Genomic DNA, 23,951 nt, shown 5'->3' on the forward strand with positions numbered 1-23,951 from the left:
AAACGATTATCACCTTAATTAATAGGAATCAAATGTTAAAACCTTTGTCGGAAACTATACAAGAGTTAACCATTTACGAATCTGATAGCCTACTGAGTGCTTTAAAGAAAATGGATGATATTGGAAAAAAGTTATTAATTATTTTATCAGAAAAACAAAAGTTTTCTAATTTAATTTCCATAGGGGATATTCAGCGAGCTATTATAAATGGTACTGATCTCCAAGAATTTATTTGTAATATTAAGATCGAATCGAAGCTTGTGATGTCGGAGCCAGTAACAATAAAAAAGGTTCAAGATAAGATATTAGAACTGCGTTGTGAATATATGCCAGTTATAGACGATTCTAACAATATTTCAAATATTTATTTTTGGGATGATTTATTCACCAATAAAAAAATTCTAGACAATCGTAAAATATCGTTGCCTGTTGTTATTATGGCTGGTGGGCAAGGTACTAGGTTAAAGCCTATTTCAAATGTTTTACCTAAGCCTTTAACACCAATTGGTGACAGTACTATTGTAGAAGAAATAATGAGCCGGTTCTCTGCTTTTGGTTGCTCAAACTTTTATTTATCAGTTAATTATAAAAAGGAATTGATAAAGTATTATTTAGCGAATAACTCTGAATTTAAAGATATAGTGTATTTTGTAGAAGATAAACCTTTAGGTACTGCTGGTTCTTTAAGTTTATTAAAAGGTAAAATTAGTCAGCCCTTTTTTGTTTCGAATTGCGATATTTTAATCGATCAAGATCTGGCCGAACTTTATGAATATCACAAAAATAATAAGAATGAAATCACAATGGTTGCAGCGCTAAAACATATTCCTATTTCATATGGAACCTTAGAAACTAAGGAAGATGGTTTACTTGAAAGCATGAAGGAAAAACCAGAATTAACTTTTAAAATTAATGCCGGAGTCTATATTTTAGAGCCTCATTTATTAGAGCAAATACCAGATGATACATTTTTCCATATAACGGAATTGATTGAAAATGTAAGAGCCAATGGGGGACGTGTTGGCGTTTATCCTATTAGTGAGAAATCCTGGATGGATATTGGAGAGTGGCCTGAATATATAAAAACGGTAAGGGCTTTATCTAACGCTATAAATTTTAAAGGCTTATAATATATAAGTTAAGGTATTTAGGTTGATTATAATTAAAAGAATAATAAAAAAATTGCTAACTTTTTTAGGCATAAATTTAAAAAAAATTAAAGTTTATCCTTATAAAATAGGAAACTTGAAACATCAGAATGCTAGAGTTGACAGCTTGACTCCTATGTTCGTTGAAATTGGCGACGATTTTGTATCAGCCCCCGGATCCATTATTTTATCTCATGATGCGAGCCCATTTATGCATACCGGAAAATATCGTATTGAGAAAACAATAATTGGTGATAAAGTTTTCTTAGGTGCTAACTCAGTTGTGTTGCCAGGAGTTACTATTTCTAACAATGTGATTGTTGGTGCAGGTTCTGTAGTGACCAAAGATGTACCTGAGGGGGTCGTTGTTGCAGGTAACCCTGCAAGAGTTATGTGTACGATTGATGAATATTTTTCAAAATGCATCAATAAAGGATGTTTATATCAGGCTCCAAAGGAGTTTGATAATATTTTAGATGATGGTCGCCCATCTAAAGAGAGTATTCTTAAGTTTCAACATGATATTTTAGATCAAAAAATAGCTGGATCTTAATCTTGAATAAGTTATCTGTTTTTTTTGCGCAATTTAAAAAGCGTGGTGGTATAGAAGTAGTATTTTCGGCTTTTGGAACCAAGTTAATATCATTAATAGTTTCTATTATGATCGCAAGGACGTTATCAACCGAAGATTTTGGGCTTATTAGCTACGCCTTAATGATAATTATTCCACTTATACCGCTTTCAGGTCTTGGCATGGATTTTATCTTATTGCGGTATGGTGCATTGACCGAATTTAAAAGTAACTTATCAATTTATACACTAAAGCACGGCACTCTCTATAGTTTCCTTTTAATTTGTTTGATTTTTATATTAGCCGATGTCATTGCTGTTGAACACAAAGACTCTGCTTTTTTTATCAAGCTAACGAGCTTTTTACTTTTTTGGATTTCTTAGTTAGAACACTACAAAACTACTTCAGGATAACGGAACAAAATAGAATTTTTGCTTTAACAGGTATTGTTCGTTCTATTAGTTTACTGTTTACATCTTTAGTTTTAGTTCATTATTATTCAGCAATAGGATATTCCCTAGCTTTATTGATTAGCCCGCTAATCGTTATTGTACTCTTTGCAAGAAAAATTTCTTTTGGAAGGAAATATCTTGAATGTGCTAGTTTTGAATTTGATAAAACAGAGCTGCATAAATATGGCATATTAATAGGCTTAGGTTCGGTTGTATCGCAATTACAATTACCAATAGCTGGAATTCTTCTTGGTCAAATTAGTAGTGACGCAGCAAATTTGGCTATCTATAAAGTGGCAAGTATTATTCCTATAAGTTTATTGTTTTTACCAAATATTTTTTTTAAATCTGAATTTGTTCACTTAACCAAAAATCATGAAAATAAAAATTTAATAAAAGAATATATTATTAATTATTGGAAATTAGCGCTTTCAATATCTTTAGCCTTATGTCTTTTCACTTTTTTGTTTGCTGATTACTTTATTCCTTTTATTTTTGGTGATAAATATGCTGAAGCAAGCCCTGTTTTTAAAGTTCTCATCGTTGGAGTATGTGGCGGATTTTTATTAAGGCAACTGTTTGGTAATTTAACTTTTGCAGCTGGGAGGGCAGACATAAATACAGTGTTGTCTATTATATCTTTGCTCTTTAGTTTAGTTTTAATCACTGCATTTATTAACTTATATGGGGTTTTGGGTGCTGCAATTGGTACTGCTGTAATGTTCTGGTTATCAGGTACATTAAATGCAGTGTGTTATTATTATTTTATCTATAAGAAATTGTTATGAAGTTATGTATAGTTGGTCAAGGGACTGGTGGTAATGCATCAATCTGGTTTGATTATTTTAATTCGACCCAGAACAAATCTAATCCGGTGGACGTAACATTTATATGTCGTACGGTTAAAACACTGGAGGCAAAGTTTAAAATTATAGCTCCATATGGTAATGGTAAAATACCTTCATTTATATATAAGTTGTATGCTCCATTTATTTCACGAATTGGTATGAAACTTATGATAAAGATATTAAAGGTCTTTAATAAGTACAATGCTCTAATATTACAAGGGAATTACAGCCCAGCTCTAAATCTAATGATCATGAAGGAGTTTAACTGCCATACAATAGTAAATATATATGGTAGCGATTTCTATAGGAATTATCTTCTAGATGGTTTTTCTTCTAAAGAGAAAATTAACTTTGTTCGAGTATTAAAACTCGCTGATAGTATCGTATTTAATTGGGATACAACATATAAAGATTTTGTAAATGAATTTCCTGAGTTGATAGATAAATGTAGTGTTAAAGCCTGGGGAGTAAGCGAAAGTTGGTTAGCCGCTTCTGTACAATCGAAAAGTCAAGTTGAAGACAGCTTAGAAAAGCTTAGCTGGCCTAGAGCTGAAAAGGTTTTTCTATCCGCTAGGGCGTTATATGATTATAATAACATTGATATTGTTGTAGAGTCCTTTTGCAGAGCGTTTGAAAAAAATAAAAATTATAAATTATATATTGTTAATGGCTACGGTAACCATCTACCAACTGTAGATAAGGTTAATGCTATTATTAAAAAGTATGATGCTCAAGAGTTCGTAATTACAAAAATCGGCAAATGGATTAGCGATGAAGAGCTTCAGTATTTATATCAAAGGGCAGACTATAACTTATGTTTTGGTTCATCCGACCAGTTAACTGTTAGCATAATATACTCGTTTTTATCAAAAGCGAATAATATCCTATCACCATTAGAAAACTACAAAAGTTTAATTACTAAAGGCTATAAAACGCCGATTATTTGTCAAGAGATCTCAATAGAGTCATTAACCAATCAATTGAAAAATTTGCCTCGTTCAAGTGAAACAGACGAAAATCGGTTAAATGATCATAATATGGCATCCATAGAATTCGATATGAGTACTACTTTTCAACACTATTTAGACCAAATAAAAGGTAATACTTAGTACTGTTTATTTAGATGGGGTGTCATGGTTTGGAATGATTTATTGTTCGGTAGTTATTCAAAATGGAGGATTAACCGTTGAATGAAACGTTCAGTATTTTTCTGATTTACTAAAAAAAGTTTAATGAGTCAATAATGGATATATATAAGAAGCAACACATACAAAAAAATATTTATGATACTGGAGTTTTAGGGTTAGAAATTCAAGCTGAGAACGGAGCTATGCCTGCAGGGCATAATGGCCCTTACTTTGATACTGAGTTACCCACAAGAAATACAGCTCATTGGTTGATGATTTTTTTACATTTATTTGATACTACACAAGATTCACAATGGAAATGTGCGTCCGAGAAATGTTTGAATTTTTTATTTAGTAAAGAAGCAAAACCTCATGATATCACTTATTTTTGTAGAGAAAAAAGGTAAAGATAAATGTAATGGATTAGTTGGCCAAGCTTGGGTAATAGAGTCGCTAGCTTTTGCATTTGAAAAACTTAACAGAGAAGACTGTTTACAAGAAGCATTACGACTATACCATACTCATCCATGGAGCCCGGACACCGCATTATGGTATAGAGTTGAAATAGATGGGACTGTATTAAGTTATGATCCAACGTTTAATCATCAATTGTGGTTTGCAGCATCGGCAAGTATTTTAGCTAAATATGATGATAAAATTAAAAAACAAGTAGAATCGTTTGTTAATAAAGTTCTGTTAAAGATACAAACATATGATAATGGCGTTGTTTTTCATGCTTCTAGGATGGGAAGTGTTTTTAACTATACTAAAGAACCTAATTTTGGTTTTATAAAAGAATGTAAAACAAGACTCAGACGAATTTTACAACGAAGATCTTTATATTCAAAATCGGTGGGTTATCATGGTTTTAATTTACATGCAATTGCCATGGTATTGGAAAATATGCCTGGCACTCTTGATGTAAACAGTTGGGTAATAAAGGATTTGTCCCGAGCTTTTAGTGATGATCGCTTTATTAGTAGCCTAAATAAATCTAAATTTGGTTATTTTTATAATGTTTCAGGTTTTGAAATAGCTTACTTCCTTAAGACTTTAGGTTATGAAGCCGGAGTAACCCTAGATTGGTACGATAAGCAATTAGAAAAAACATTGGAAAATGAAAGTCACATCCTTACTAAGCATGCACCTGATAAAAATACTGCTCTAGCTCGAGTATATGAGTTGGTTCGATTAGTATGATTCTAAATGAAGGTGTGAAATATAGTCGATATATATTTAAGAGAGCAGCCTTTTTATCGATTGTATTTTCACCATTTGCAGCATATTCTTTGAATCTAGGTATATCAATATCAATTGATAGGTTTTTTCTTTTAATTTCTTTAGGCTCACTATTTGCCTGTATGTTATTTCAAAATAAAACCCAAAAAATAACTTTGTTTTATGTCTTCATAATTTTTTATTTACTCTTTGTTTCATATCTAAATTCCTCTTTTGAATTTTCAGGTCTTCTTTCCTATGTTTTGGCACTCTCGTATTTTATTGTTACATATTATTATTTTTATGAGGTGAAAAGCTGGGAGAAAATTCAAACTCTTCTTTCTATTTGGACATTTATATTCTTGTTATTTGCGGGTTGGGCTCTTTATAACCAATTGATATTGAAAAATTTGGTTTATTCTGATCCTTTAGGAATTGAATATAGTGACCCCGTCCATCGTAAAACTATGATGTTGAATGGCCGCTTATTTTTACCTTACGCGAGCGCACCGTTCTTAGCTTTTGTGTGTGGTTTTATCTTTATCTGGAATAAAATTAGGGAAAATATTTATCATGTAAATAGATGGGAGAGCAACTTCATCTCTATCTCGAGCATAGTGATTCTATTTCTAACACAATCAAGGGGGCCTTTATATTCATTAGTTGTATGTCTTTCTTTTTATTATGCAATGAAATTTATTATCAGACGTGAAATAAAGTTTAGTTTTCTTATACTCATTGTTTTTTCGTTAGCTGTATGCGGTTATGTTGTCTACTCCTTTCATGAGGTTATTTTTAGCAGTAGGCTTATACCAAGTTTAGAGTCTATTTTGCAAAGTCGTCATGCTGATTTAAGACTAGAAGCACTGGAGATATATTCAAATTTTTCAACTTTTAACCTTTTTTTGGGTCATGGTACTGGGTATTATTCCCTCGTTGGAAATGCACCGTATTCATTTATGTCATATTTAACAGTACTAATTGAACTTGGGTTAATTGGACTATTCCTATTTTTAATAATTACATTTTTACCAACATTATTTATCTGTTTTAAAATTCTTCGGAATAACAATGTAATCAGCATAAATGATTCGGGCATAATAGCATTAAATTTTTATATTGCGTTTTGCCATATATTCTATGAGTACAAAACTCTGGTTCCGTTATGGATCTTACTTGGCCTTCTAGCATCAATCTCTTCAAAAGGAAAAATAATTAAAAATGTGTATTGATTTAAAGTTATCAGTAATTGTTCCCGTTCATAATGGCACAAAATATATTAACTGTTTTAAAGCTGCTTTGGATAAGCAAACAATAAAAAGTGACTCTTTTGAGGTTATTTTCATTGATAATTTATCTACAGATGAAAGCTTTGATTCTTTGTCGAAGAAATATTCTGAATATAAAAATGTAAAAGTTATAAAGTACCATCAAAAGCCAAGTAGTTATGCTGCGAGGAATGAAGGGGTAAAGTTAGCTAGAAGTGAAACATTAGCTTTTATTGATATAGATTGTATACCTGAGGCAGATTGGTTATCTAATATAGTACAGTCATTTGGCGACTTTACTGAAAGTAAATTAATATCTGGTCAAGTTTTTCTATTTTATAAGAATAAAGTTCCCAATGTTTTTGAACTATTCGATCAGCATTACTTTTTGAATCAAGATGCTTATGCAATTGAGAAAAGTGGTGCTACAGCAAACTTAACTGTTTCAAAGAGTCTATTCCAGGGGGTTGGCGGTTTTAGAGACGTTGAATCTGGTGGAGATAGAGACTTCTGTAAAAGGGTTGTTGTTGAAAATAACTCATGTTTTGAGTTTAATAATACTATTGTAGTACGTCATCCTGCTCGGTGTACAATTGATGAAATAATGAAAAAAATTAAGCGTGTTTCAACCGGTAAAGTTAATTTAGCTCAAGATAAGCCACTTTTTTTTAAACTAAAAACATTGGGGAAAAACTTACTAGGTCTCATAGCTCAACGTAAACAATTTGTTGAAATAAAGAATGTCCTAACCACGGCAGATTATAATTATCCTCTTAAAATTAAATTTATTTACTTCTCTTTATTTTTTGGTTTTTATGCTCGGTTCGTAATGGTTAAAGGCTTATTAAAAGGCTTGTCAACAGGGAAAGTATGAAAATCTTACACTTTTGCTCGTACTTTATAGGTTCTAAAGTATACAAAGAGCTTTTCCAAGAAATTGATAAACATGGTATTCAGCAAGATATATTTGTTCCTGTACGAAACTCTAGTCATAAAGGGGTAAATAATTTTAAATCTAATTTTGCTCAAGTATCGTATATAAATATCTTAAGTTTTGTCACTAAACTTAGTTATTTAATAAAAATATTTATGACTATTTTCGGTGTGTTAATTACTCAGGGCAGAAATAGATATAATGTAATACATGCACACACATTATACTCAGATGGCATACCTGCTTATATTTACACGCTATTATTTGGGGGAAGCTTGTAATTACCTTAAGGAATACAGATGTAAACCTAGGTTTTAAGTATTACCCCCATTATAATTGGTTAGTAAAAAAAGCACTCCTTAAGGCAGACCATATTATTTTTATTTCTCCTGCACATAAAATAAAGTTTGAAGATAAGTTCGGGAAAGTATTTTCGAATAAAATTATTTTACAGCCGAATGGTATAGCGAGTTTTTTCATAAAAAATTCTATGAACCAAAAAAAACCGTCAATGGAGTTCATGGCCTTTATGTAGGGAAAATTGATAAGAATAAAAACTTGGAACTTGCAATCCAAGCATTCTTCGATGTGGCTCAACCAAAGGAGAAAGCAACATTTACAGTAGTAGGGGGGCTGTATGATTCCTATAAGAAAATATATGGTCAATTACCGGATAAATACTCTGATAAGGTGTTTTTTATAAGTTCGCTCGGGCACAATGAACTTTGTAAATATTATGACAAGGCGTCTGTCTTTATTATGCCATCCCATCTCGAGACTTTTGGCTTGGTTTACATAGAAGCACTGAGTAGGTGCCTACCATTTGTATATACTCGAGGACAAGGGGTCGATGGTGTCTTTAAAAATGGTGAATATGGTTTCTGCTGCATCTCAACAAATATTGAAAGTATTCGCTCTGCAATCGAATCGACACTAAAAAAATTCCCTATGGGCCTTGGAGAATTTCAAGGTAAAAACCCTTCTGCTGAGTTCTCTTGGCCAACAATTGCTTTAAAATACATAAGAAATATCTATTTATGAAAATACTGTATCTCCACCAATACTTCAAGAAACCTACAATGAATGGTGGTGTAAGGTCATACGAATTTTCACGTCGGCTAGCTGTTGATGGACACTCTGTCAGTGTTATCACTGCAGATACGGAAAATACCTTTCAAGGCTGGAAGATTGAAAAATTTGAAAATATTGAAATTCATTGGATTTCTATAAAATATGATAATAGCTTTGGGTACGTTAAACGGTTATACGCGTTTTTTAAGTTTTTGACTTTATCTTCTATTTATATTTTAAAAAGACCTAGCGATATCCTGATTGCAACTAGTACCCCACTATCTGTTGCCATTCCTGCGCTGTTATACCATTGGTTTAAACGTAAGCCTTATATATTTGAAGTTCGAGATGTTTGGCCAGAAGTTCCTATTGCCTTAAAAGTAATAAAAAACAGAATTATTATATTCTTAGCAGAGCAATTGGAAAAGCTAGTATACAAAAATGCAAAATCAATAATTGCACTTTCGCCAGATATGAAGCATAGCATCGAAAGTCGTTGCGAGGCACCAGTAATTAGGGTTATCCCCAATGCTGCAGATACGGAACTCTTTAATGTTAAACCTAGTTACATGCAAAGTGACGTCTATAAGAGATTAAGCCAATTAAAGGTTAAGCACGAAAAAGTAGTTTTTTATACAGGAACACTTGGCCTTGTAAATAATTTACGTTATTTAATTCATCTATCTTCGTTTTCGGATGGTGGTGTGGCTTTTGTAATAATTGGAAGTGGAAAAGAAGAGGTGGACTTAAAGGCTTATGCTTCAGAACTTGGGGTTTTAAGCTCGAAACTTTACTTTTATCCAAGCGTTAGTAAATCTGAGCTATTTATTATACACAAACTCTTTGATTTGGCTTGCTCTACTGTTTTACCAATTAAAGCACTATATGCAAACTCGGCGAATAAAATATTCGATGCTTTTGCTTCAGGCACCCCTATCATGATAAACCATGAGGGATGGTTGCAAAATTTAATATTGAAATATGAATGTGGTGTTGTATTACAACCTGAACCTAGTCTTAATGAATATAAAAAACTGCATAAGTTTTTGTTTTCCTCAATTCAAATGGATAAAGCAAAGCTGGCATCTACTCAATTAGGGATGAAGAAATTTAACCGAGATGTGCTTTATAAAGAATTTAAACAAGCGGTAGAGGAATAATAATGAAACGAACTTTTGATTTATTGTTATCTCTTTTTTTGTTGTTTACGTTTTCACCAATACTTTTGATTGTCGCTGTTCTTGTTAAGGTAAAGCTTGGTTCACCTATTCTTTTTGTGCAGGATAGACCTGGAAAACAAGGGGCGATATTTAAAATGGCTAAGTTTAGAACTATGTTAGATGCTTTTGATGAAAGTGGATCCCCACTTCCTGATAATATGAGGCTGACCTCATTTGGTGCTCTTTTACGTTCAACAAGTCTTGATGAATTACCAGGTTTAATTAATGTTGTAAAAGGGGATATGAGTTTGGTTGGCCCTAGACCATTGCTAGTAGAGTATCTGCCATTATATTCGGATGAACAAGCTCGTAGACATAATGTTAGGCCTGGAATCACTGGCTGGGCTCAAGTTAACGGAAGGAATGCCCTAAGCTGGGAGGATAAGTTTAAACTTGATGTATGGTATGTTGATAATAAAAGCTTTTTACTTGATTTGAAAATTTTATTACTTACGGTAAAAAAAGTATTTGTACGTGAAGGAATAAATGCTCATGGACATGTAACTAATGAGCCATTTAAAGGCTCTAACAATGACTAAAGAGTTAGCTATTGTTGGCGCAAGTGGCCATGGTAAGGTTATAGCTGATATTGCTGAGCAGCTTGGCTATACAGTTAGGTTTTATGATGATGCATACCCAAGTAAAAAAAATATTGAACATTGGCCTATTTATGGTGCCTGTGAAGACTTAATTGCTTCTAGCGATGGCCAAGCTGAAAATGCAGTTGTTGCTATTGGTAATAATGACATTAGAGCTGAAAAAATTTCATTATTACAACAGCACAATTTCACCCTTGTTACTTTAATTGATCCTAGTGCGGTAATAAGCCAATATGCCAAAATTGCTCCAGGGTGTGTTGTTTTTCCTGGTGCTGTTATTAATGCTTTTGCTAGTATTGGTAAAGGCTGTATTATTAATACCTCAGCCGTTGTCGAACACGACTGTAAACTTGGTGACTTTACTCATATTTGCCCTAATGTTGCATTAGCTGGTGGAGTAAGTGTTGGCAGTAAAAGCTGGCTGGGTATTGGTAGCCAAGTAAAACAATTAGTTTCTATCGGAGGTAACTCTTTAATTGGTGCAGGTAGTACCGTAATTAAAAATATACCAGATAACGTTACTTCGTTTGGTTCACCTGCCATTGTTGTTACGAATAACAAATAATATTATGCCTTTTTCTATCTTAATCTCATAGGAACATCATGTTAAACACCCCATTTTCTCCATGGCCTAGCTTTACACAAGAAGAAGCTGATGCTGTAAGTCGCGTTGTATTATCAAATAAAGTTAATTACTGGACTGGAACGGAAGGTCGTGAGTTTGAAAAAGAATTTGCATCTTGGACTGGCAGCAAGTATGCAATTGCTTTAGGTAACGGTACATTAGCCTTAGATGTCGCGCTTAAGGCACTAAATGTTGGTGCTGGTGATGAAGTGATAACTACTCCTCGTACTTTTTTAGCTTCTGCTTCAAGTATCGTTACTGCTGGTGCTAAACCAGTATTTGCAGATGTTGATTTAAATAGTCAAAATATTACTGCTGATTCAATAGAAGCGGTTCTAACTGAAAAAACTAAAGCTGTTATTGTTGTTCATTTAGCGGGTATGCCTGCTGAAATGGACGAAATAATGGCATTAAGTAAACATTATGGTTTTTATGTAATTGAAGATTGCGCGCAAGCACATGGTGCAAAATATAAAGGTCGTTCAGTAGGAAGTATTGGTCATGTTGGCGCTTGGAGTTTTTGCCAAGATAAAATTATGAGTACTGGTGGTGAGGGAGGCATGGTTACTACTAATGACGATGCCTTATGGAATACCATGTGGAGTTATAAAGATCATGGTAAGTCGTGGGATGCTATTTATAACCGTGAGCACCCTCCTGGCTTTAGGTGGTTACATGAAAGCTTTGGTACGAATTGGCGGATGACAGAAATGCAGGCAGTCATAGGTCGTATTCAATTGACTCGTATGAGTAATTGGACCGCAAAACGTCAGCAGTATGGCAAGATGTTAGATAATGTGGCAAAAACCTTTGATTTAATTCGTTTAGTTAAGGTACCAGATTATAGTGAGCATGCTGAATATAAACATTATATGTTTATAAAACCTGAACAATTAGCTGAGGGGTGGACAAGAGACAGAGTTATTGATGAAATAAACTGTCAAAGCGTACCGTGTTTTCAAGGGAGTTGCTCTGAAGTATATTTAGAAAAAGCATTCGATAATACCGGTTTCAAGCCTGAAAAACGTTTACCTAATGCAGTTGAATTGGGCGATACTAGCTTGATGTTTTTGGTACACCCTACTTTGAGTCAACAAGAGATAGAGAAAACTTGTACTGTCATTAAAAATGTTTTTAAGAATGCTACAAAGTAATTAATGAAAATTCATTGGAGAGTAAATTGTTAAATATATTATTTAATTTACCGCGCTCAACGAAAAGGCTAGTTTCTGTTTTCACAGATATGTTTTTTTTATCAGTTTCATTTTTCTTAGCTTTTTTTGCGCGTCTTGAAAGTACTGAAATTTTCGTTCTATCAGAAAGCTGGTTTTTACTTTCAGGTATTTTATTTATAAGTGTCGCTAGCTTTGTTCAGTTAGGTTTGTATCGTGCCGTACTTAGGTATATGAATCTTCATGCAATGTGGGCTGTATTTACAGGAGTGGTAATTTCTGTTGTCACTTTTATAGCACTTTCATTTATCTTTAACATTCCTGTACCAAGAACAGTCCCTTTTTTATATGGTTGTTTTGCGTTAATTTTATTAGGTGGGTCACGTCTTGTTGCTCGCTCCTTAATAGGCCGTCATAACTGGCACAAAAAAGAATCTGTTCTTATTTATGGAGCAGGTTCTGCAGGTAGACAATTAGCAACTGCATTAACACAAGGTGCTGAATATTTTGTTTCCGCGTTTATAGAAGATGACAAAAACAAACATGGCAGCATTATCCAAGGAATCAGAGTTTATTCAAACCTAGAACTAAGGGCTTTAATTAATAAACTTGGCATTAAAAGTATATTATTAGCACTACCAAGCACGACAATCTCACGTAGAAAAGAAATATTATCTCATTTAGAACATTTGCCTGTTAGGGTTTTAACTATTCCGGGTTTTGCCGATATAGTGTCTGGCAAAGCAACCGTCTCACAGTTTAAAGATGTAGAAATTGAAGATTTGTTAGGGCGTGATGCCGTTACTCCAAATCAACAGTTATTAACCGCCGATATTACAAATAAAGTAGTTATGGTAACAGGTGCCGGCGGTTCTATCGGATCGGAGCTGTGCCGTCAAATAATTAGGCAAAAACCCTCGAAACTTGTTTTGTTTGAACGTTCAGAGTTTGCGTTGTATTCAATTGATAAAGAAATACAAGAATTAAAAATTGAGAATGATTTAGATATTGATGTTTTACCAATAGTTGGTTCTGTTCAACGTATCAATCGAATAGAAACAGTGATGAAGTCATTTCAAGTTGAAACTGTTTATCATGCTGCGGCTTATAAGCATGTTCCGTTAGTAGAACATAATGTAGTTGAAGGTATACGAAATAATGTGTTCGGCACTTATCATGCAGCAAAAGCTGCAATAAATGCAGGCGTGTCGACATTTGTTTTGATTTCGACCGATAAAGCGGTTCGTCCTACTAATGTAATGGGGACAACTAAACGTTTAGCTGAGTTAGTACTTCAAGCTTTATCAAAAACTCAAGAATCTACTCGTTTTTGTATGGTACGTTTTGGGAATGTACTGGGCTCTTCAGGTTCAGTTGTTCCGCTCTTTAGACGTCAAATTAAAGATGGAGGCCCGATTACATTAACTCATAAAGATATAACTCGTTACTTCATGACTATTCCAGAGGCTGCGCAACTTGTTATTCAAGCTGGAGCAATGGGAAAAGGAGGGGATGTTTTTGTCTTGGATATGGGGGATTCAGTAAAGATTATTGACCTAGCAGAGAAAATGATCCGCTTAAGTGGTCTAACTGTTAAAGATGATAACAATCCTGATGGTGATATAGAGATCTTATGTACGGGTTTACGTCCAGGAGAAAAGCTTTATGAAGAGTTACTCATTGGTGATAATGTCAGCGGCACCCACCACGAAAGAATCATGTCTGCTCAAGAGTTAATGTTACCTTGGAGTGAAGTTGAAGACTTATTGAATAAGTTAGATACAGCTTGTCACGCATTTGATCATGAAGAGTTAAGGCGACTTATAATAGAGGCTCCTACCGGTTTTAATCCAACAGATGGAATTTGTGACTTAGTTTGGAAAGAAAACCAAAAGGTAAAAAATACCAACAAAGGTTTTTTGAAGAGTGTTTAATTATACTATAAGGATATAAGGATATAAGGATATAAGGATATAAGGATATAAGGATATAAGGATATAAGGATATAAGGATATAAGGATATAAGGATATAAGGATATAAGGATATAAGGATATAAGGATATAAGGATATAAGGATATAAGGATATAAGGATATAAGGAAAAGCCGTAGAAAGCTTAATGTATTAAGCATTAAATGTTTATATTCCTAATTGAACTTAATTAGTATTTTTTTATAACGTAATTACAATTATTTCTCTTTAACAACATTCCTAACTTAGTCATAATGAACCAAATCATTTTGTTAGGAATGCTTGTGTCGCACAAAAATCTTACTCATTTAAAAAAACTTGAAGCTGAGTCTATCCATATTATTCGTGAAGTCGCTGCTGAGTTTGACAATCCTGTTATGTTGTATTCAGTTGGTAAAGATTCTGCTGTTATGCTTCATTTGGCTCGTAAAGCTTTTTACCCTGCAAAAATCCCTTTTCCTTTATTACATGTTGATACTGATTGGAAATTCAAAGAGATGATCCAATTTCGTGATCAAATGGCGGAAAAGTATGGTTTTGAGCTTTTGGTACATAAAAACCAAGAAGGGATAGATGCTGGAATTGGTCCTTTCACTCATGGCAGTGCTAAACATACCGACATCATGAAAACTCAAGGTTTGAAACAAGCGTTAAACGCTGGCGGATACGATGCCGCGTTTGGCGGCGCTCGTCGTGATGAAGAGAAGTCTCGAGCTAAAGAACGTGTATATTCTTTCCGTGATAAAAACCACGCTTGGGATCCTAAAAAACAACGTCCTGAATTGTGGGATACCTACAACAGTAAAGTAGAAAAAGGTGAAAGTATTCGTGTTTTCCCATTATCTAACTGGACTGAATTAGATATTTGGCAATATATCTATTTAGAAAATATCGACATTGTACCTTTGTATTTAGCTGAAAAACGCCCAGTTGTTGAGCGTGATGGTACTTTGATCATGGTTGATGATGACCGCATGCCTATTGATAAAGATGAAAAAGTGGAAATGAAATCAGTTCGTTTCCGTACATTAGGTTGTTATCCATTAACCGGCGCTGTTGAATCTACCGCTGCAACTTTACCTGAAATCATACAAGAAATGCTGCTTACCAAAACCTCTGAACGACAAGGACGAGTTATCGACCATGACTCTGCTGGGAGTATGGAGAAGAAGAAGATGGAAGGGTATTTTTAGGCGTAGCCTAAAAATACAGCAACGAGGGACGAGTCAAAAGCTATAAGCTATAAGCTATAAGCTATAAGCGGTAAGCGGTAAGCGGTAAGCAAAAAGAGAAATGAAATAAGAGTAAGGATAAGCCTTAAGTTAGAGCCATAATCTTAATTGGCTAATTCAAATAAAATACCTACACTTTGTTTCCATTATTGGAAAAGGTGTTTGGTATGAACTTTGAAAATTTAGATGTTTGGAAACGTTCGGCTAGATTGTCAGCAGATATTTATAAAGCGACAGCGGAATTACGTGATTTTGGTTTTAGAGATCAACTAACAAGGTCTGGATTATCAGTCCCAAGTAATATAGCTGAGGGAATGAGTCGAGATAGCTCAAAAGAAAAAAGACGATTTTTAGATATAGCGCGTTCTTCTTTATCAGAAGCTAGAACGCAAATTTATATTGGTATAGACATTTGTTATATACAAAAAGACTTAGGAGTAAAGTGGCTAGCTGAAACTAGAGAGTTGCATGCAATGCTAAACAGTTTGAAGAAAACACTTGTTTAAACTCAGATTGCTTACAACTTAAAACTTACAGCTTAAAGCTTGATTTTGCGATGATTGAAAACGAATTATTAAAAGCAGATATTGAAGAATATTTAAAGCAGCATGAGAATAAAGAGTTGTTACGTTTTATTACTTGTGGGTCTGTTGATGATGGGAAAAGTACGTTAATAGGGCGTTTGTTGCACGACTCTAAAATGATCTTTGAAGATCAGTTGGCTGCGATTAAAAATGATTCAAAACGTTTTAATACCACAGACGAAGAAATTGATTTGGCTTTGTTGGTTGATGGTTTGCAATCTGAGCGTGAGCAGGGCATTACTATTGATGTCGCTTACCGTTATTTTGCTACTGATAAACGTAAATTTATTATTGCCGACACGCCAGGGCACGAGCAATATACTCGTAATATGGCAACCGGTGCTTCAACTGCAGATTTGGCCATTATTCTGATTGATGCACGTTACGGGGTGCAAACTCAAACACGTCGTCATAGCTTTATCGCCTCGTTACTTGGTTTAAGTAATGTGATTGTTGCGATTAATAAAATGGATTTAATGGACTTCTCAGAAGAAGTTTTTGAAGATATTAAACAGCAATATATGAAGTTGGCGGAAAGTTTAGAGCTTAAGAATATTCAGTTTGCACCTATTTCAGCGTTAAAAGGCGATAACGTGGTAACACCAAGTGAGAAATCGCCTTGGTATCACGGTGAAACGTTAATTGAAATGTTAGAAAATACACCAATTGCGGACTCGTATAACTATCAAGATTTCAGACTTCCGGTTCAATATGTAAACAGACCTAATTTAGACTTTAGAGGTTTTGCCGGAACGGTTGCCGCAGGGATTGTTCGCGTTGGTGATGAATTAACTGTTTTACCTTCAGGCCAATCATCAAAAGTAAAAGAAATTGTCACTTTTGATGGTAACTTATCAGAAGCGCATGCTGCTATGTCGGTAACGATTACGTTAGAAGATGAAATAGATATTAGCCGTGGCGATGTGTTAGTTCACTCTAATAATCAAGCTGAAGTAGCAAGTGACTTGGAAGTGAACCTTATTTGGATGGCAGAACAAGCCATGACACCAAATAAACAATATGACTTTAAGTTTGCCAGTAAAACAACCCCTGGTGCGTTTTCAAATATTGATTATACCTTAGATGTAAATACCATGGCGCATGGCGAAGCAGTTCATTTAAAACTTAATGAAATCGCTCGTTGTCAGCTTAGTTTGAATCATCAAATTGCGTTTGATAATTACAACAAAGTAAAAGGCACTGGTTCTTTTATCGTGATTGACCGCTTAACAAACGTAACGGTTGGTGCGGGTATGATTGTTAAAAAAGGCGCGGTTCCTGCTAGAGCATCAGGCGGAAATATATCTGAGTTCGAAATAGAGTTTAATGCTTTAGTTCGTAAACATTTCCCACATTGGGAAGCGAAAGATATTAGTGAGTTGTTTAAGTAGAAGCAGTTTTAAGCTATAAGCTATAAGCTATAAGAAAAAGAAAGTGTTTGTATGGATAAATACACGCTTTAAAATCTTGCTTACGGCTTACGGCTTACGGCTTACGGCTTACGGCTTACGGCTTACGGCTTACGGCTAACGGCTAACGGCTTTTAGGATATTTAGGATAAATCTTGAATCTTGACATGATCATTATGGTACTCATTTTTGTGGGTACCATTTTCACTTTAATTAAGTTCCAACAGAAGTCTGGGCTTGTGTTCGGTGTTGCGTTTGTTGTTACTTATTTAACAAATAATATTTCGGATCAACAAGTTATTGACAGTTTTTCAAATCAAGGTTTATTAATTTTAGTATTATTAATGACTTGCTCTGTGGCGATAGAAAAAACGTCTTTAATCCGCTGGATAACAGGTAAAATTGAAGGTCGTTCTTATTTCGTTACTTGGTTAAAATTATTTTTATCGACGGCCATCGGTTCAGCCTTTTTAAATAATACGGCGGTGGTTTCAACCATGATCTCACCAGTACGTAACAACGCTACTATTCCAGCCAGTAAATTATTATTACCTTTATCTTATGCTGCCATTTTAGGTGGTACACTAACCTTAGTGGGTACTTCAACAAATCTAATAGTAAACAGTATGTTAACGGAAGCCGGGCATGAAGGTTTTCAATTTTTCAGTTTTACTTTGGTTGGCTTATTTGCGCTTGTTATTACCAGTGTGGCTATTTATTTTGTGTCCACCAAACTCCCCACCATAAAAGCAAACAAGCAAGATTTTCAGTGTTATTTGTTAAATGCCAAGGTTCAAGAGCATTCTAATTTAATTGGTAAGTCAATTACCGATGCAGGCCTAAGGCATTTAGATTCGTTATTTTTAGTAGAAATAAGCCGTCAGAATAGAGTCATTTCACCAATCTCACCTAATGAACAATTAAAAGCCAATGACCGATTGGTATTCAGTGGTGATGTGCGCCAAGTAACTCAAATAAAGCAGTTTGATGGCATTGAAATTGTTGTCGATTCTAATTCAGTTTCCGTCGATAACATGACAGAAGTGGTTGTACGCCCAGACAGTGACTTAATTAATAAAACCTTAAAAAAAGCAGACTTTCGCTCAAAATTTAATGCTGCAGTTATCGCATTTAAACGCGATGGTGAAGCATTAAGCGGTAAGTTAGGAGAAATAAAAATACGTGCTGGTGACTATTTAGTTCTCGTTACAGGGCATGACTTTTCCAAACGCCAAAATGTGAAAAAGAACTTTATAACCTTAAGTGGTGTAGAACCGAATCATAAGCTGACGGGTAAAAAACAAAGTTTTGCCGTTGGAGGTTTTTTGGTTGCAATTTTACTTGCTGCGGTGGGTGTAGTCAGTTTATTTAAAGCGTTAGTCGTATTATTCGGTTTGTTAATGTTCACTGGTTGTTTGAGTTTTCAAGATATAAAACAACGTTTACCTTACAATATTTGGTTAATTGTTGGTTCTGCAATCGCCTTATCTCATGGCCTCGGTAATACCGGTGTATTGTCTTTTGTCACATCACTTATTAGCTTAGAGCTAACCTTGGACAACGCCTTTATCTTTTTGGTCGGCCTATATTTTATTACCTTAATACTAACTGAGTTGGTCACCAACAATGCAGCTGCTGCGTTAATGTTTCCGTTAGCTTATAGCATACCGTTATTTTACGGCATTGAGCCCACACCATTTATTTTATCCGTCGCGTTTGCTGCTAGCTCAAGCTTTATTAGCCCGTATGGCTACCAAACAAACTTAATGGTATTTAACGCTGGGCACTATAAACTAATGGACTTTGTCAAAGCAGGAATACCTGTATCAATTACGTTTTCGACTTCAGTGTTATTGGCAATTTATGTGTTTTATCCGATAGTTAAGAGCTAGAGCCGTAAGCTATAAGCTATAAGCTATAAGCTATAAGCTATAAGCTATAAGCTATAAGCTATAAGCTATAAGCTATAAGTGATAAGTTTTAAGTGAAAAGATGTCATTGGTGAAAAATCATAATTTAAACAAAAATTAGGGAGAGGTTGGATAGTTGAATATATTTTAGGTTCGTAATCATTTACAGCGAATAAGCTGTCCTTTTACTTATGGCTTAAAGCTTACAACTTACGACTGTGTTTCATATGAGTCAACAAAAAACTGAAAATGTGGTTTGGCATAACCAAGCGGTTACTGCCGAGCAAAGAGAAGAACATAAAGGCCATAAAGCTTGTGTGCTTTGGTATACAGGGTTAAGTGGTTCAGGAAAGTCGACGATTGCCAATGCCGTAGACAAGCGATTATTTGAGTTAGGTGTCCATACTTATTTGTTGGATGGCGATAATGTTCGTCATGGTTTGAATGGTGATTTAACGTTTTCGGACAAGGACAGAGTTGAGAATATCCGACGTATTGGTGAAGTCTCTAAGTTATTTGTTGAATCGGGTTTATTAATATCCACTGCCTTTATTTCTCCATTTCAATCAGACCGAGACATGGCACGAGATTTATTAAATCAAGGTCAATTCATTGAAGTTTTTGTCGACACTCCAATCGAAGTATGTGAGCAGCGTGATCCTAAAGGGTTGTATAAAAAAGCACGTTCAGGCGAAATTAAAAACTTTACCGGAATTGATTCTACCTATGAAGCGCCAGTAAATGCAGAAATTCATTTACAAACAGTAGAGCAAACAATTGAACAAAGTGTTGATCAGGTAGTTGGGTATTTGCAAGGGGAAGGGATTATAAAGCCGCTATAAGCTATAAGCTATAAGCTATAAGCTATAAGTTGTAAGATAAAAGATAAAAGATAAAAGATAAAAGATAAAAAAAGTGTTGTGTATGTATAAATACACGCTTTAAATCATGCTTACGGCTTACGGCTTACGGCTTACGGCTTACGGCTTACGGCTTACGGCTTACGGCTTACGGCTTACGGCTTACGGCTTACGGCTTACGGCTTACGGCTTACGGCTTACGGCTTACGGCTTACGGCTTACTGACTAAGAAATTTATGACTTATTACGATGTATTTAATGGTGACGCGGATGGAATTTTATCTCTGGTGCAGTTGCGTCAAGTTCAGCCTAGAGATTCAATATTAATTACCGGTGTGAAACGTGATATCGAATTGTTAAAACAAGTGCCTATTGATGGCAGTAGTAATAGTAGCGGTAAAACAATCACTGTGCTTGATGTGTCTATGGAAAAGAATGCGGATGCATTACAAGCTCAGTTAAATAATGGAGCTGTGGTTTTTTATGTGGATCATCATCGTTCAGGTGATATACCTCAGCATCTTAATTTAAACGCTAATATCGATTTAGATGCAAATACCTGCACGGCGTTAATTGTTGATAAGTTACTTAATGGTACCAAACATGATTGGGCCATAGCTGCAGCTTATGGAGATAATTTAATATCAGTAGCTGATAACTTGTCAAAAGCAGCTGGTTTATCAGAGGCTGAAGCTGAGCAACTTAAAGAGTTAGGAACGTTAGTAAATTATAACGGTTACGGCGAATCATTAGATGATCTCCATTTTGAGCCTGAAAATTTATTCAATAAGTTAGTCAAGTATCCATCACCTTTTGATTGTATTAACGATCAACATTCGCCATTCCACTTACTTAAAAATGCCTACCAATCAGACTTAAAGAAAGCGCAAGCGGCGGTTGTCGTTAATGACGACGATACTTTATTGGCGCTTGAGCTTGAAGATGCGGCTTGGGCAAGACGTATTAGTGGTGTATATGGCAATCAGCTAGCAAATGATAACCCAGATAAAGCTATTTTAATATTGACGCAAAATACGGACTCTAGTTACAGAGTAAGCTTACGAGCCCCTATTAACAATAAACAAGGGGCTGGTGATATTTGTAGCCAGTTTAAAACCGGAGGTGGTCGAGCTGCCGCTGCAGGCATAAATAACTTACCTAAAGCGAATTTACACAAACTAATTGAAACGGTTAAACAGCACTATTAATAATCTATAACTTAGTTAGATTGTTGGTGTATTTTATATAGTGCTAATTGTTCAACAGTAGCAAAACTTATATACTTCATTGTCTTAAAATATTATGGATAAATATGAAAGTATTAGTAACTGGTGGAGCCGGGTATATAGGTTCCCATACTGTATTAGAATTGTTAAACGTTGGTTATGAAGTTGTTGTTATCGATAACTTATGTAATTCGTCAATAGAGTCTTTAAACCGTGTTGAAGAGTTAACAAATAAAAAGGTTACTTTCTATCAAGTTGATATTTGTGATCGAGAAAAAGTTAGAGAGGTGTTAAGAATACACTCAGATATTGCGGCCACAATCCACTTTGCAGCCTTAAAAGCCGTTGGTGAGTCAACTCAAATCCCACTTAAGTACTATCAAAATAATGTACATGGAACAGTGTCACTATTAGAAGAGTTACAACAGGCCGAGATTTATAACTTTGTATTTAGCTCTTCAGCTACCGTATACGGTGAAGAAGCGCCAGTCCCTTATGTCGAAACGTTAAAAACGGGCGTACCTTCTAGTGCTTATGGCAAATCTAAATTAATGATCGAGCAAGTGCTCGAAGATCTTGTTAAAAGTGATACTAAATTTAAGGTTGCCAATTTAAGGTACTTCAATCCTATAGGTGCTCATGAAAGTGGCCAGATTGGAGAAGACCCAAATGGAATTCCTAATAATTTAATGCCATTTGTATCACAAGTCGCGGTGGGCAAAAGAGAAAAGTTATCTATTTTTGGTAATGATTACCCAACTAAAGACGGAACCTGTGAGCGTGATTATTTGCATGTTGTGGATTTAGCACATGGCCATGTTAAAGCATTAGAATGGTTAGAAGACCAATCAGCAGGTATCTGCGAAGCATTTAATTTAGGCACTGGAAATCCATTATCAGTGTTAGAAATTGTGAATAAGTTCTCCCAAGTCACAGGTACTAATATCCCTTATGAATATGCTCCTCAGCGTGAAGGTGACTTACCTGCTTTTTGGGCTGACGCGGAAAAAGCAAAAACAAAATTAAATTGGACAGCGGATAAATCTCTTGAGGATATGATGAGAGACACCTGGAATTGGCAGTCTAATAACCCTCAAGGGTATAAATAGTTAAATTAATTAAAATGAAATGTGTATCTAGTAAGTTGTGAGATAGGCATTAATAATATTTATGAAAAGAGATTTTATGAAAATTGCAGTAGCTGGAACAGGGTATGTTGGTCTTTCAAACGCAATGTTATTGGCTCAACACAATGAAGTTATCGCGGTTGATATTATTGCAGAGAAAGTGAATTTACTGAATAAAGGTCAATCTCCCATTGTTGATGAGCAAATAGAGGATTTTTTAAGTAATAAAACTTTGAATTTTACAGCGACTATGGATAAAGAGTTAGCTTATAAAGATGCTGATTTTGTCATTATTTCAACACCAACCGATTATGATCCTCAAACTAATTACTTTAATACCTCTTCTGTTGAATCTGTGATTAAAGATGTGATGTTAATTAACCCTAATGCCGTTATGATCTTAAAGTCTACGGTTCCTGTAGGTTATACATCTCGAATTAGTAAAGAGTTAGGTACTGAGAACCTTATATTCAGTCCTGAATTTTTACGTGAAGGTAATGCCTTGTATGACAATTTATACCCATCGCGCATCATTGTAGGCGAGCGTTCTAAACGAGCCGAACAATTTGCTAACTTGTTAAAACAAGGAGCAATAAAACAAGATATTGATGTTTTATTTACTGATTCTACCGAAGCAGAAGCGGTTAAATTGTTTTCTAATACTTACTTAGCCATGCGAGTTTCATATTTTAATGAGTTAGATAGTTATGCAGAAATTCATGGTTTAGACTCCAAACAAATTATTGAAGGCGTTAGTTTAGATCCTAGAATTGGTTCTCATTATAACAATCCGTCTTTTGGTTATGGCGGATATTGTTTACCTAAAGATACTAAACAGTTGTTAGCAAATTACCAAGATGTGCCTCAAACCTTAATTAAAGCTATTGTAGATTCGAATACAACAAGAAAAGACTTTGTAGCAGACGCTATTATTGCCAGATCTCCAAAAGTAGTCGGTATACATAGATTAATCATGAAGGCTGGCTCTGATAATTTTAGAGCTTCAGCAATTCAAGGAATTATGAAACGCATTAAAGCCAAAGGCATTGAAGTTGTGGTTTATGAGCCGGTAATTGAAGATGATAATTTCTTTAATTCAAAAGTGATTAAAAACCTTGAAGAGTTTAAAAAATTATCTGACGTAATTGTGGCTAATCGTATGGTTGATGAATTAACTGATGTTGCTGAAAAAGTTTATACCAGAGATTTATTTGGTGGGGATGCTTAAGAGCAGTAGCGAGCTACGAGTTTCGAGTTGCGAGACACGAGAAAGGAAAAATGCTGGAAGGTAAAGGCAGCCGTAAGCCGTAAGCTATAAGTGGTAAGAAAACTGGAAAGAAACCGATTATAAGTTTTACTCCTTCAAGCCTTCAAGCCTTC

The 23,951-nt window shown here is 34.8% G+C and carries 23 protein-coding genes and 1 pseudogene; all 24 read left to right on the top strand.

Going from position 1 to position 23,951, the window contains the following annotated elements; genetic code table 11:
* Window positions 1-32 precede the first annotated feature (32 nt).
* The 24 genes and pseudogenes from RT723_RS16515 to RT723_RS16630 all read left to right on the top strand — a co-directional run bounded on the left by RT723_RS16515 (window position 33) and on the right by RT723_RS16630 (window position 23,799).
* A complete protein-coding gene (locus RT723_RS16515; RefSeq protein WP_315948243.1) occupies window positions 33-1,130 on the top strand; it encodes a nucleotidyltransferase family protein in 1,098 nt (365 codons plus the stop codon).
* Between the two features lie 22 nt (window positions 1,131-1,152).
* Window positions 1,153-1,701 (top strand): acyltransferase, encoded by a 549-nt coding sequence (locus RT723_RS16520; protein ID WP_315948244.1) that lies wholly within the window; start codon window positions 1,153-1,155, stop codon window positions 1,699-1,701.
* Window positions 1,702-1,703: 2 nt separating this feature from the next.
* Window positions 1,704-2,102, top strand: coding sequence for an oligosaccharide flippase family protein (locus RT723_RS16525; protein WP_315948245.1), 399 nt, complete (start codon window positions 1,704-1,706; stop codon window positions 2,100-2,102).
* Window positions 2,090-2,959: an MATE family efflux transporter gene (locus RT723_RS16530; protein WP_315948246.1), complete on the top strand. Its 870-nt coding sequence runs from the start codon at window positions 2,090-2,092 to the stop codon at window positions 2,957-2,959. The genes RT723_RS16525 and RT723_RS16530 overlap by 13 nt, the downstream gene beginning before the upstream one ends.
* Complete coding sequence (locus RT723_RS16535; protein ID WP_315948247.1) at window positions 2,956-4,128, top strand: glycosyltransferase family protein; 1,173 nt, start codon at window positions 2,956-2,958, stop codon at window positions 4,126-4,128. The genes RT723_RS16530 and RT723_RS16535 overlap by 4 nt, the downstream gene beginning before the upstream one ends.
* A 134-nt stretch (window positions 4,129-4,262) precedes the next feature.
* On the top strand, window positions 4,263-4,553 hold the full coding sequence (locus RT723_RS16540; protein ID WP_315948248.1) for a hypothetical protein: 291 nt from the start codon (window positions 4,263-4,265) through the stop codon (window positions 4,551-4,553).
* Window positions 4,519-5,346 (top strand): hypothetical protein, encoded by an 828-nt coding sequence (locus tag RT723_RS16545; RefSeq protein ID WP_315948249.1) that lies wholly within the window; start codon window positions 4,519-4,521, stop codon window positions 5,344-5,346. The genes RT723_RS16540 and RT723_RS16545 overlap by 35 nt, the downstream gene beginning before the upstream one ends.
* Complete coding sequence (locus RT723_RS16550) at window positions 5,343-6,596, top strand: O-antigen ligase family protein (RefSeq protein WP_315948250.1); 1,254 nt, start codon at window positions 5,343-5,345, stop codon at window positions 6,594-6,596. Before RT723_RS16545 ends, RT723_RS16550 begins: the two co-directional genes overlap by 4 nt.
* The gene (locus RT723_RS16555; RefSeq protein ID WP_315948251.1) at window positions 6,586-7,506 is read left to right on the top strand and encodes a glycosyltransferase family 2 protein; all 921 of its coding nucleotides are present in this window, start codon (window positions 6,586-6,588) and stop codon (window positions 7,504-7,506) included. Before RT723_RS16550 ends, RT723_RS16555 begins: the two co-directional genes overlap by 11 nt.
* Window positions 7,503-7,847 (top strand): hypothetical protein, encoded by a 345-nt coding sequence (locus tag RT723_RS16560; RefSeq protein ID WP_315948252.1) that lies wholly within the window; start codon window positions 7,503-7,505, stop codon window positions 7,845-7,847. Before RT723_RS16555 ends, RT723_RS16560 begins: the two co-directional genes overlap by 4 nt.
* Before the next feature lie 241 nt (window positions 7,848-8,088).
* Window positions 8,089-8,607, top strand: a pseudogene (locus tag RT723_RS16565) (glycosyltransferase family 4 protein); the annotation flags it as partial.
* Between the two features lie 38 nt (window positions 8,608-8,645).
* A complete protein-coding gene (locus RT723_RS16570) occupies window positions 8,646-9,797 on the top strand; it encodes a glycosyltransferase family 4 protein (RefSeq protein ID WP_315948253.1) in 1,152 nt (383 codons plus the stop codon).
* Window positions 9,798-9,799: 2 nt separating this feature from the next.
* Entirely contained in the window at window positions 9,800-10,396 is a 597-nt protein-coding gene (locus RT723_RS16575) for a sugar transferase (protein WP_315948254.1), read from the top strand.
* Window positions 10,389-11,021 carry an acetyltransferase gene (locus RT723_RS16580; protein ID WP_315948256.1) on the top strand — a complete coding sequence of 211 codons (633 nt, stop codon included), beginning with the start codon at window positions 10,389-10,391 and terminating at the stop codon, window positions 11,019-11,021. The genes RT723_RS16575 and RT723_RS16580 overlap by 8 nt, the downstream gene beginning before the upstream one ends.
* A 38-nt stretch (window positions 11,022-11,059) precedes the next feature.
* The gene (locus RT723_RS16585; RefSeq protein WP_315948258.1) at window positions 11,060-12,235 is read left to right on the top strand and encodes a DegT/DnrJ/EryC1/StrS family aminotransferase; all 1,176 of its coding nucleotides are present in this window, start codon (window positions 11,060-11,062) and stop codon (window positions 12,233-12,235) included.
* Window positions 12,236-12,261: 26 nt separating this feature from the next.
* Complete coding sequence (locus tag RT723_RS16590) at window positions 12,262-14,187, top strand: polysaccharide biosynthesis protein (protein WP_428983693.1); 1,926 nt, start codon at window positions 12,262-12,264, stop codon at window positions 14,185-14,187.
* 314 nt (window positions 14,188-14,501) lie between these two features.
* A complete protein-coding gene (gene cysD / locus RT723_RS16595; RefSeq protein WP_315948554.1) occupies window positions 14,502-15,416 on the top strand; it encodes a sulfate adenylyltransferase subunit CysD in 915 nt (304 codons plus the stop codon).
* A gap of 206 nt (window positions 15,417-15,622) precedes the next feature.
* Entirely contained in the window at window positions 15,623-15,961 is a 339-nt protein-coding gene (locus RT723_RS16600; RefSeq protein WP_315948262.1) for a four helix bundle protein, read from the top strand.
* 50 nt (window positions 15,962-16,011) lie between these two features.
* Complete coding sequence (cysN, locus tag RT723_RS16605; RefSeq protein ID WP_315948263.1) at window positions 16,012-17,430, top strand: sulfate adenylyltransferase subunit CysN; 1,419 nt, start codon at window positions 16,012-16,014, stop codon at window positions 17,428-17,430.
* A 173-nt stretch (window positions 17,431-17,603) separates the two neighbouring features.
* Window positions 17,604-19,340, top strand: a complete 1,737-nt coding sequence (locus tag RT723_RS16610; RefSeq protein ID WP_315948265.1) for an SLC13 family permease — start codon at window positions 17,604-17,606, stop codon at window positions 19,338-19,340.
* A gap of 245 nt (window positions 19,341-19,585) precedes the next feature.
* Window positions 19,586-20,200 (top strand): adenylyl-sulfate kinase, encoded by a 615-nt coding sequence (gene cysC, locus RT723_RS16615; RefSeq protein ID WP_315948267.1) that lies wholly within the window; start codon window positions 19,586-19,588, stop codon window positions 20,198-20,200.
* Between the two features lie 254 nt (window positions 20,201-20,454).
* A complete protein-coding gene (locus RT723_RS16620) occupies window positions 20,455-21,426 on the top strand; it encodes a DHHA1 domain-containing protein (RefSeq protein WP_315948269.1) in 972 nt (323 codons plus the stop codon).
* Between the two features lie 104 nt (window positions 21,427-21,530).
* Window positions 21,531-22,553 carry a UDP-glucose 4-epimerase GalE gene (gene galE, locus RT723_RS16625; protein ID WP_315948270.1) on the top strand — a complete coding sequence of 341 codons (1,023 nt, stop codon included), beginning with the start codon at window positions 21,531-21,533 and terminating at the stop codon, window positions 22,551-22,553.
* Window positions 22,554-22,629: 76 nt separating this feature from the next.
* Window positions 22,630-23,799 carry a nucleotide sugar dehydrogenase gene (locus RT723_RS16630; RefSeq protein ID WP_315948271.1) on the top strand — a complete coding sequence of 390 codons (1,170 nt, stop codon included), beginning with the start codon at window positions 22,630-22,632 and terminating at the stop codon, window positions 23,797-23,799.
* Window positions 23,800-23,951: the final 152 nt, after the last annotated feature.

Source organism: Psychrosphaera aquimarina, from assembly GCF_032461525.1.
GTDB lineage: Bacteria > Pseudomonadota > Gammaproteobacteria > Enterobacterales > Alteromonadaceae > Psychrosphaera > Psychrosphaera aquimarina.

Excerpts from the sequence above, each read along its gene's own strand:
- RT723_RS16515 (WP_315948243.1), top strand. The coding sequence starts at position 33 with ATGTTAAAACCTTTGTCGGAAACTATACAAGAGTTAACCATTTACGAA.
- RT723_RS16535 (WP_315948247.1), top strand. The coding sequence starts at position 2,956 with ATGAAGTTATGTATAGTTGGTCAAGGGACTGGTGGTAATGCATCAATC.
- RT723_RS16540 (WP_315948248.1), top strand. The coding sequence starts at position 4,263 with ATGGATATATATAAGAAGCAACACATACAAAAAAATATTTATGATACT.
- RT723_RS16545 (WP_315948249.1), top strand. The coding sequence starts at position 4,519 with ATGATATCACTTATTTTTGTAGAGAAAAAAGGTAAAGATAAATGTAAT.
- RT723_RS16550 (WP_315948250.1), top strand. The coding sequence starts at position 5,343 with ATGATTCTAAATGAAGGTGTGAAATATAGTCGATATATATTTAAGAGA.
- RT723_RS16555 (WP_315948251.1), top strand. The coding sequence starts at position 6,586 with ATGTGTATTGATTTAAAGTTATCAGTAATTGTTCCCGTTCATAATGGC.
- RT723_RS16560 (WP_315948252.1), top strand. The coding sequence starts at position 7,503 with ATGAAAATCTTACACTTTTGCTCGTACTTTATAGGTTCTAAAGTATAC.
- RT723_RS16570 (WP_315948253.1), top strand. The coding sequence starts at position 8,646 with ATGAATGGTGGTGTAAGGTCATACGAATTTTCACGTCGGCTAGCTGTT.
- RT723_RS16575 (WP_315948254.1), top strand. The coding sequence starts at position 9,800 with ATGAAACGAACTTTTGATTTATTGTTATCTCTTTTTTTGTTGTTTACG.
- RT723_RS16580 (WP_315948256.1), top strand. The coding sequence starts at position 10,389 with ATGACTAAAGAGTTAGCTATTGTTGGCGCAAGTGGCCATGGTAAGGTT.
- RT723_RS16585 (WP_315948258.1), top strand. The coding sequence starts at position 11,060 with ATGTTAAACACCCCATTTTCTCCATGGCCTAGCTTTACACAAGAAGAA.
- cysD (WP_315948554.1), top strand. The coding sequence starts at position 14,502 with ATGCTTGTGTCGCACAAAAATCTTACTCATTTAAAAAAACTTGAAGCT.
- RT723_RS16600 (WP_315948262.1), top strand. The coding sequence starts at position 15,623 with ATGAACTTTGAAAATTTAGATGTTTGGAAACGTTCGGCTAGATTGTCA.
- cysN (WP_315948263.1), top strand. The coding sequence starts at position 16,012 with ATGATTGAAAACGAATTATTAAAAGCAGATATTGAAGAATATTTAAAG.
- cysC (WP_315948267.1), top strand. The coding sequence starts at position 19,586 with ATGAGTCAACAAAAAACTGAAAATGTGGTTTGGCATAACCAAGCGGTT.
- RT723_RS16620 (WP_315948269.1), top strand. The coding sequence starts at position 20,455 with ATGACTTATTACGATGTATTTAATGGTGACGCGGATGGAATTTTATCT.
- galE (WP_315948270.1), top strand. The coding sequence starts at position 21,531 with ATGAAAGTATTAGTAACTGGTGGAGCCGGGTATATAGGTTCCCATACT.
- RT723_RS16630 (WP_315948271.1), top strand. The coding sequence starts at position 22,630 with ATGAAAATTGCAGTAGCTGGAACAGGGTATGTTGGTCTTTCAAACGCA.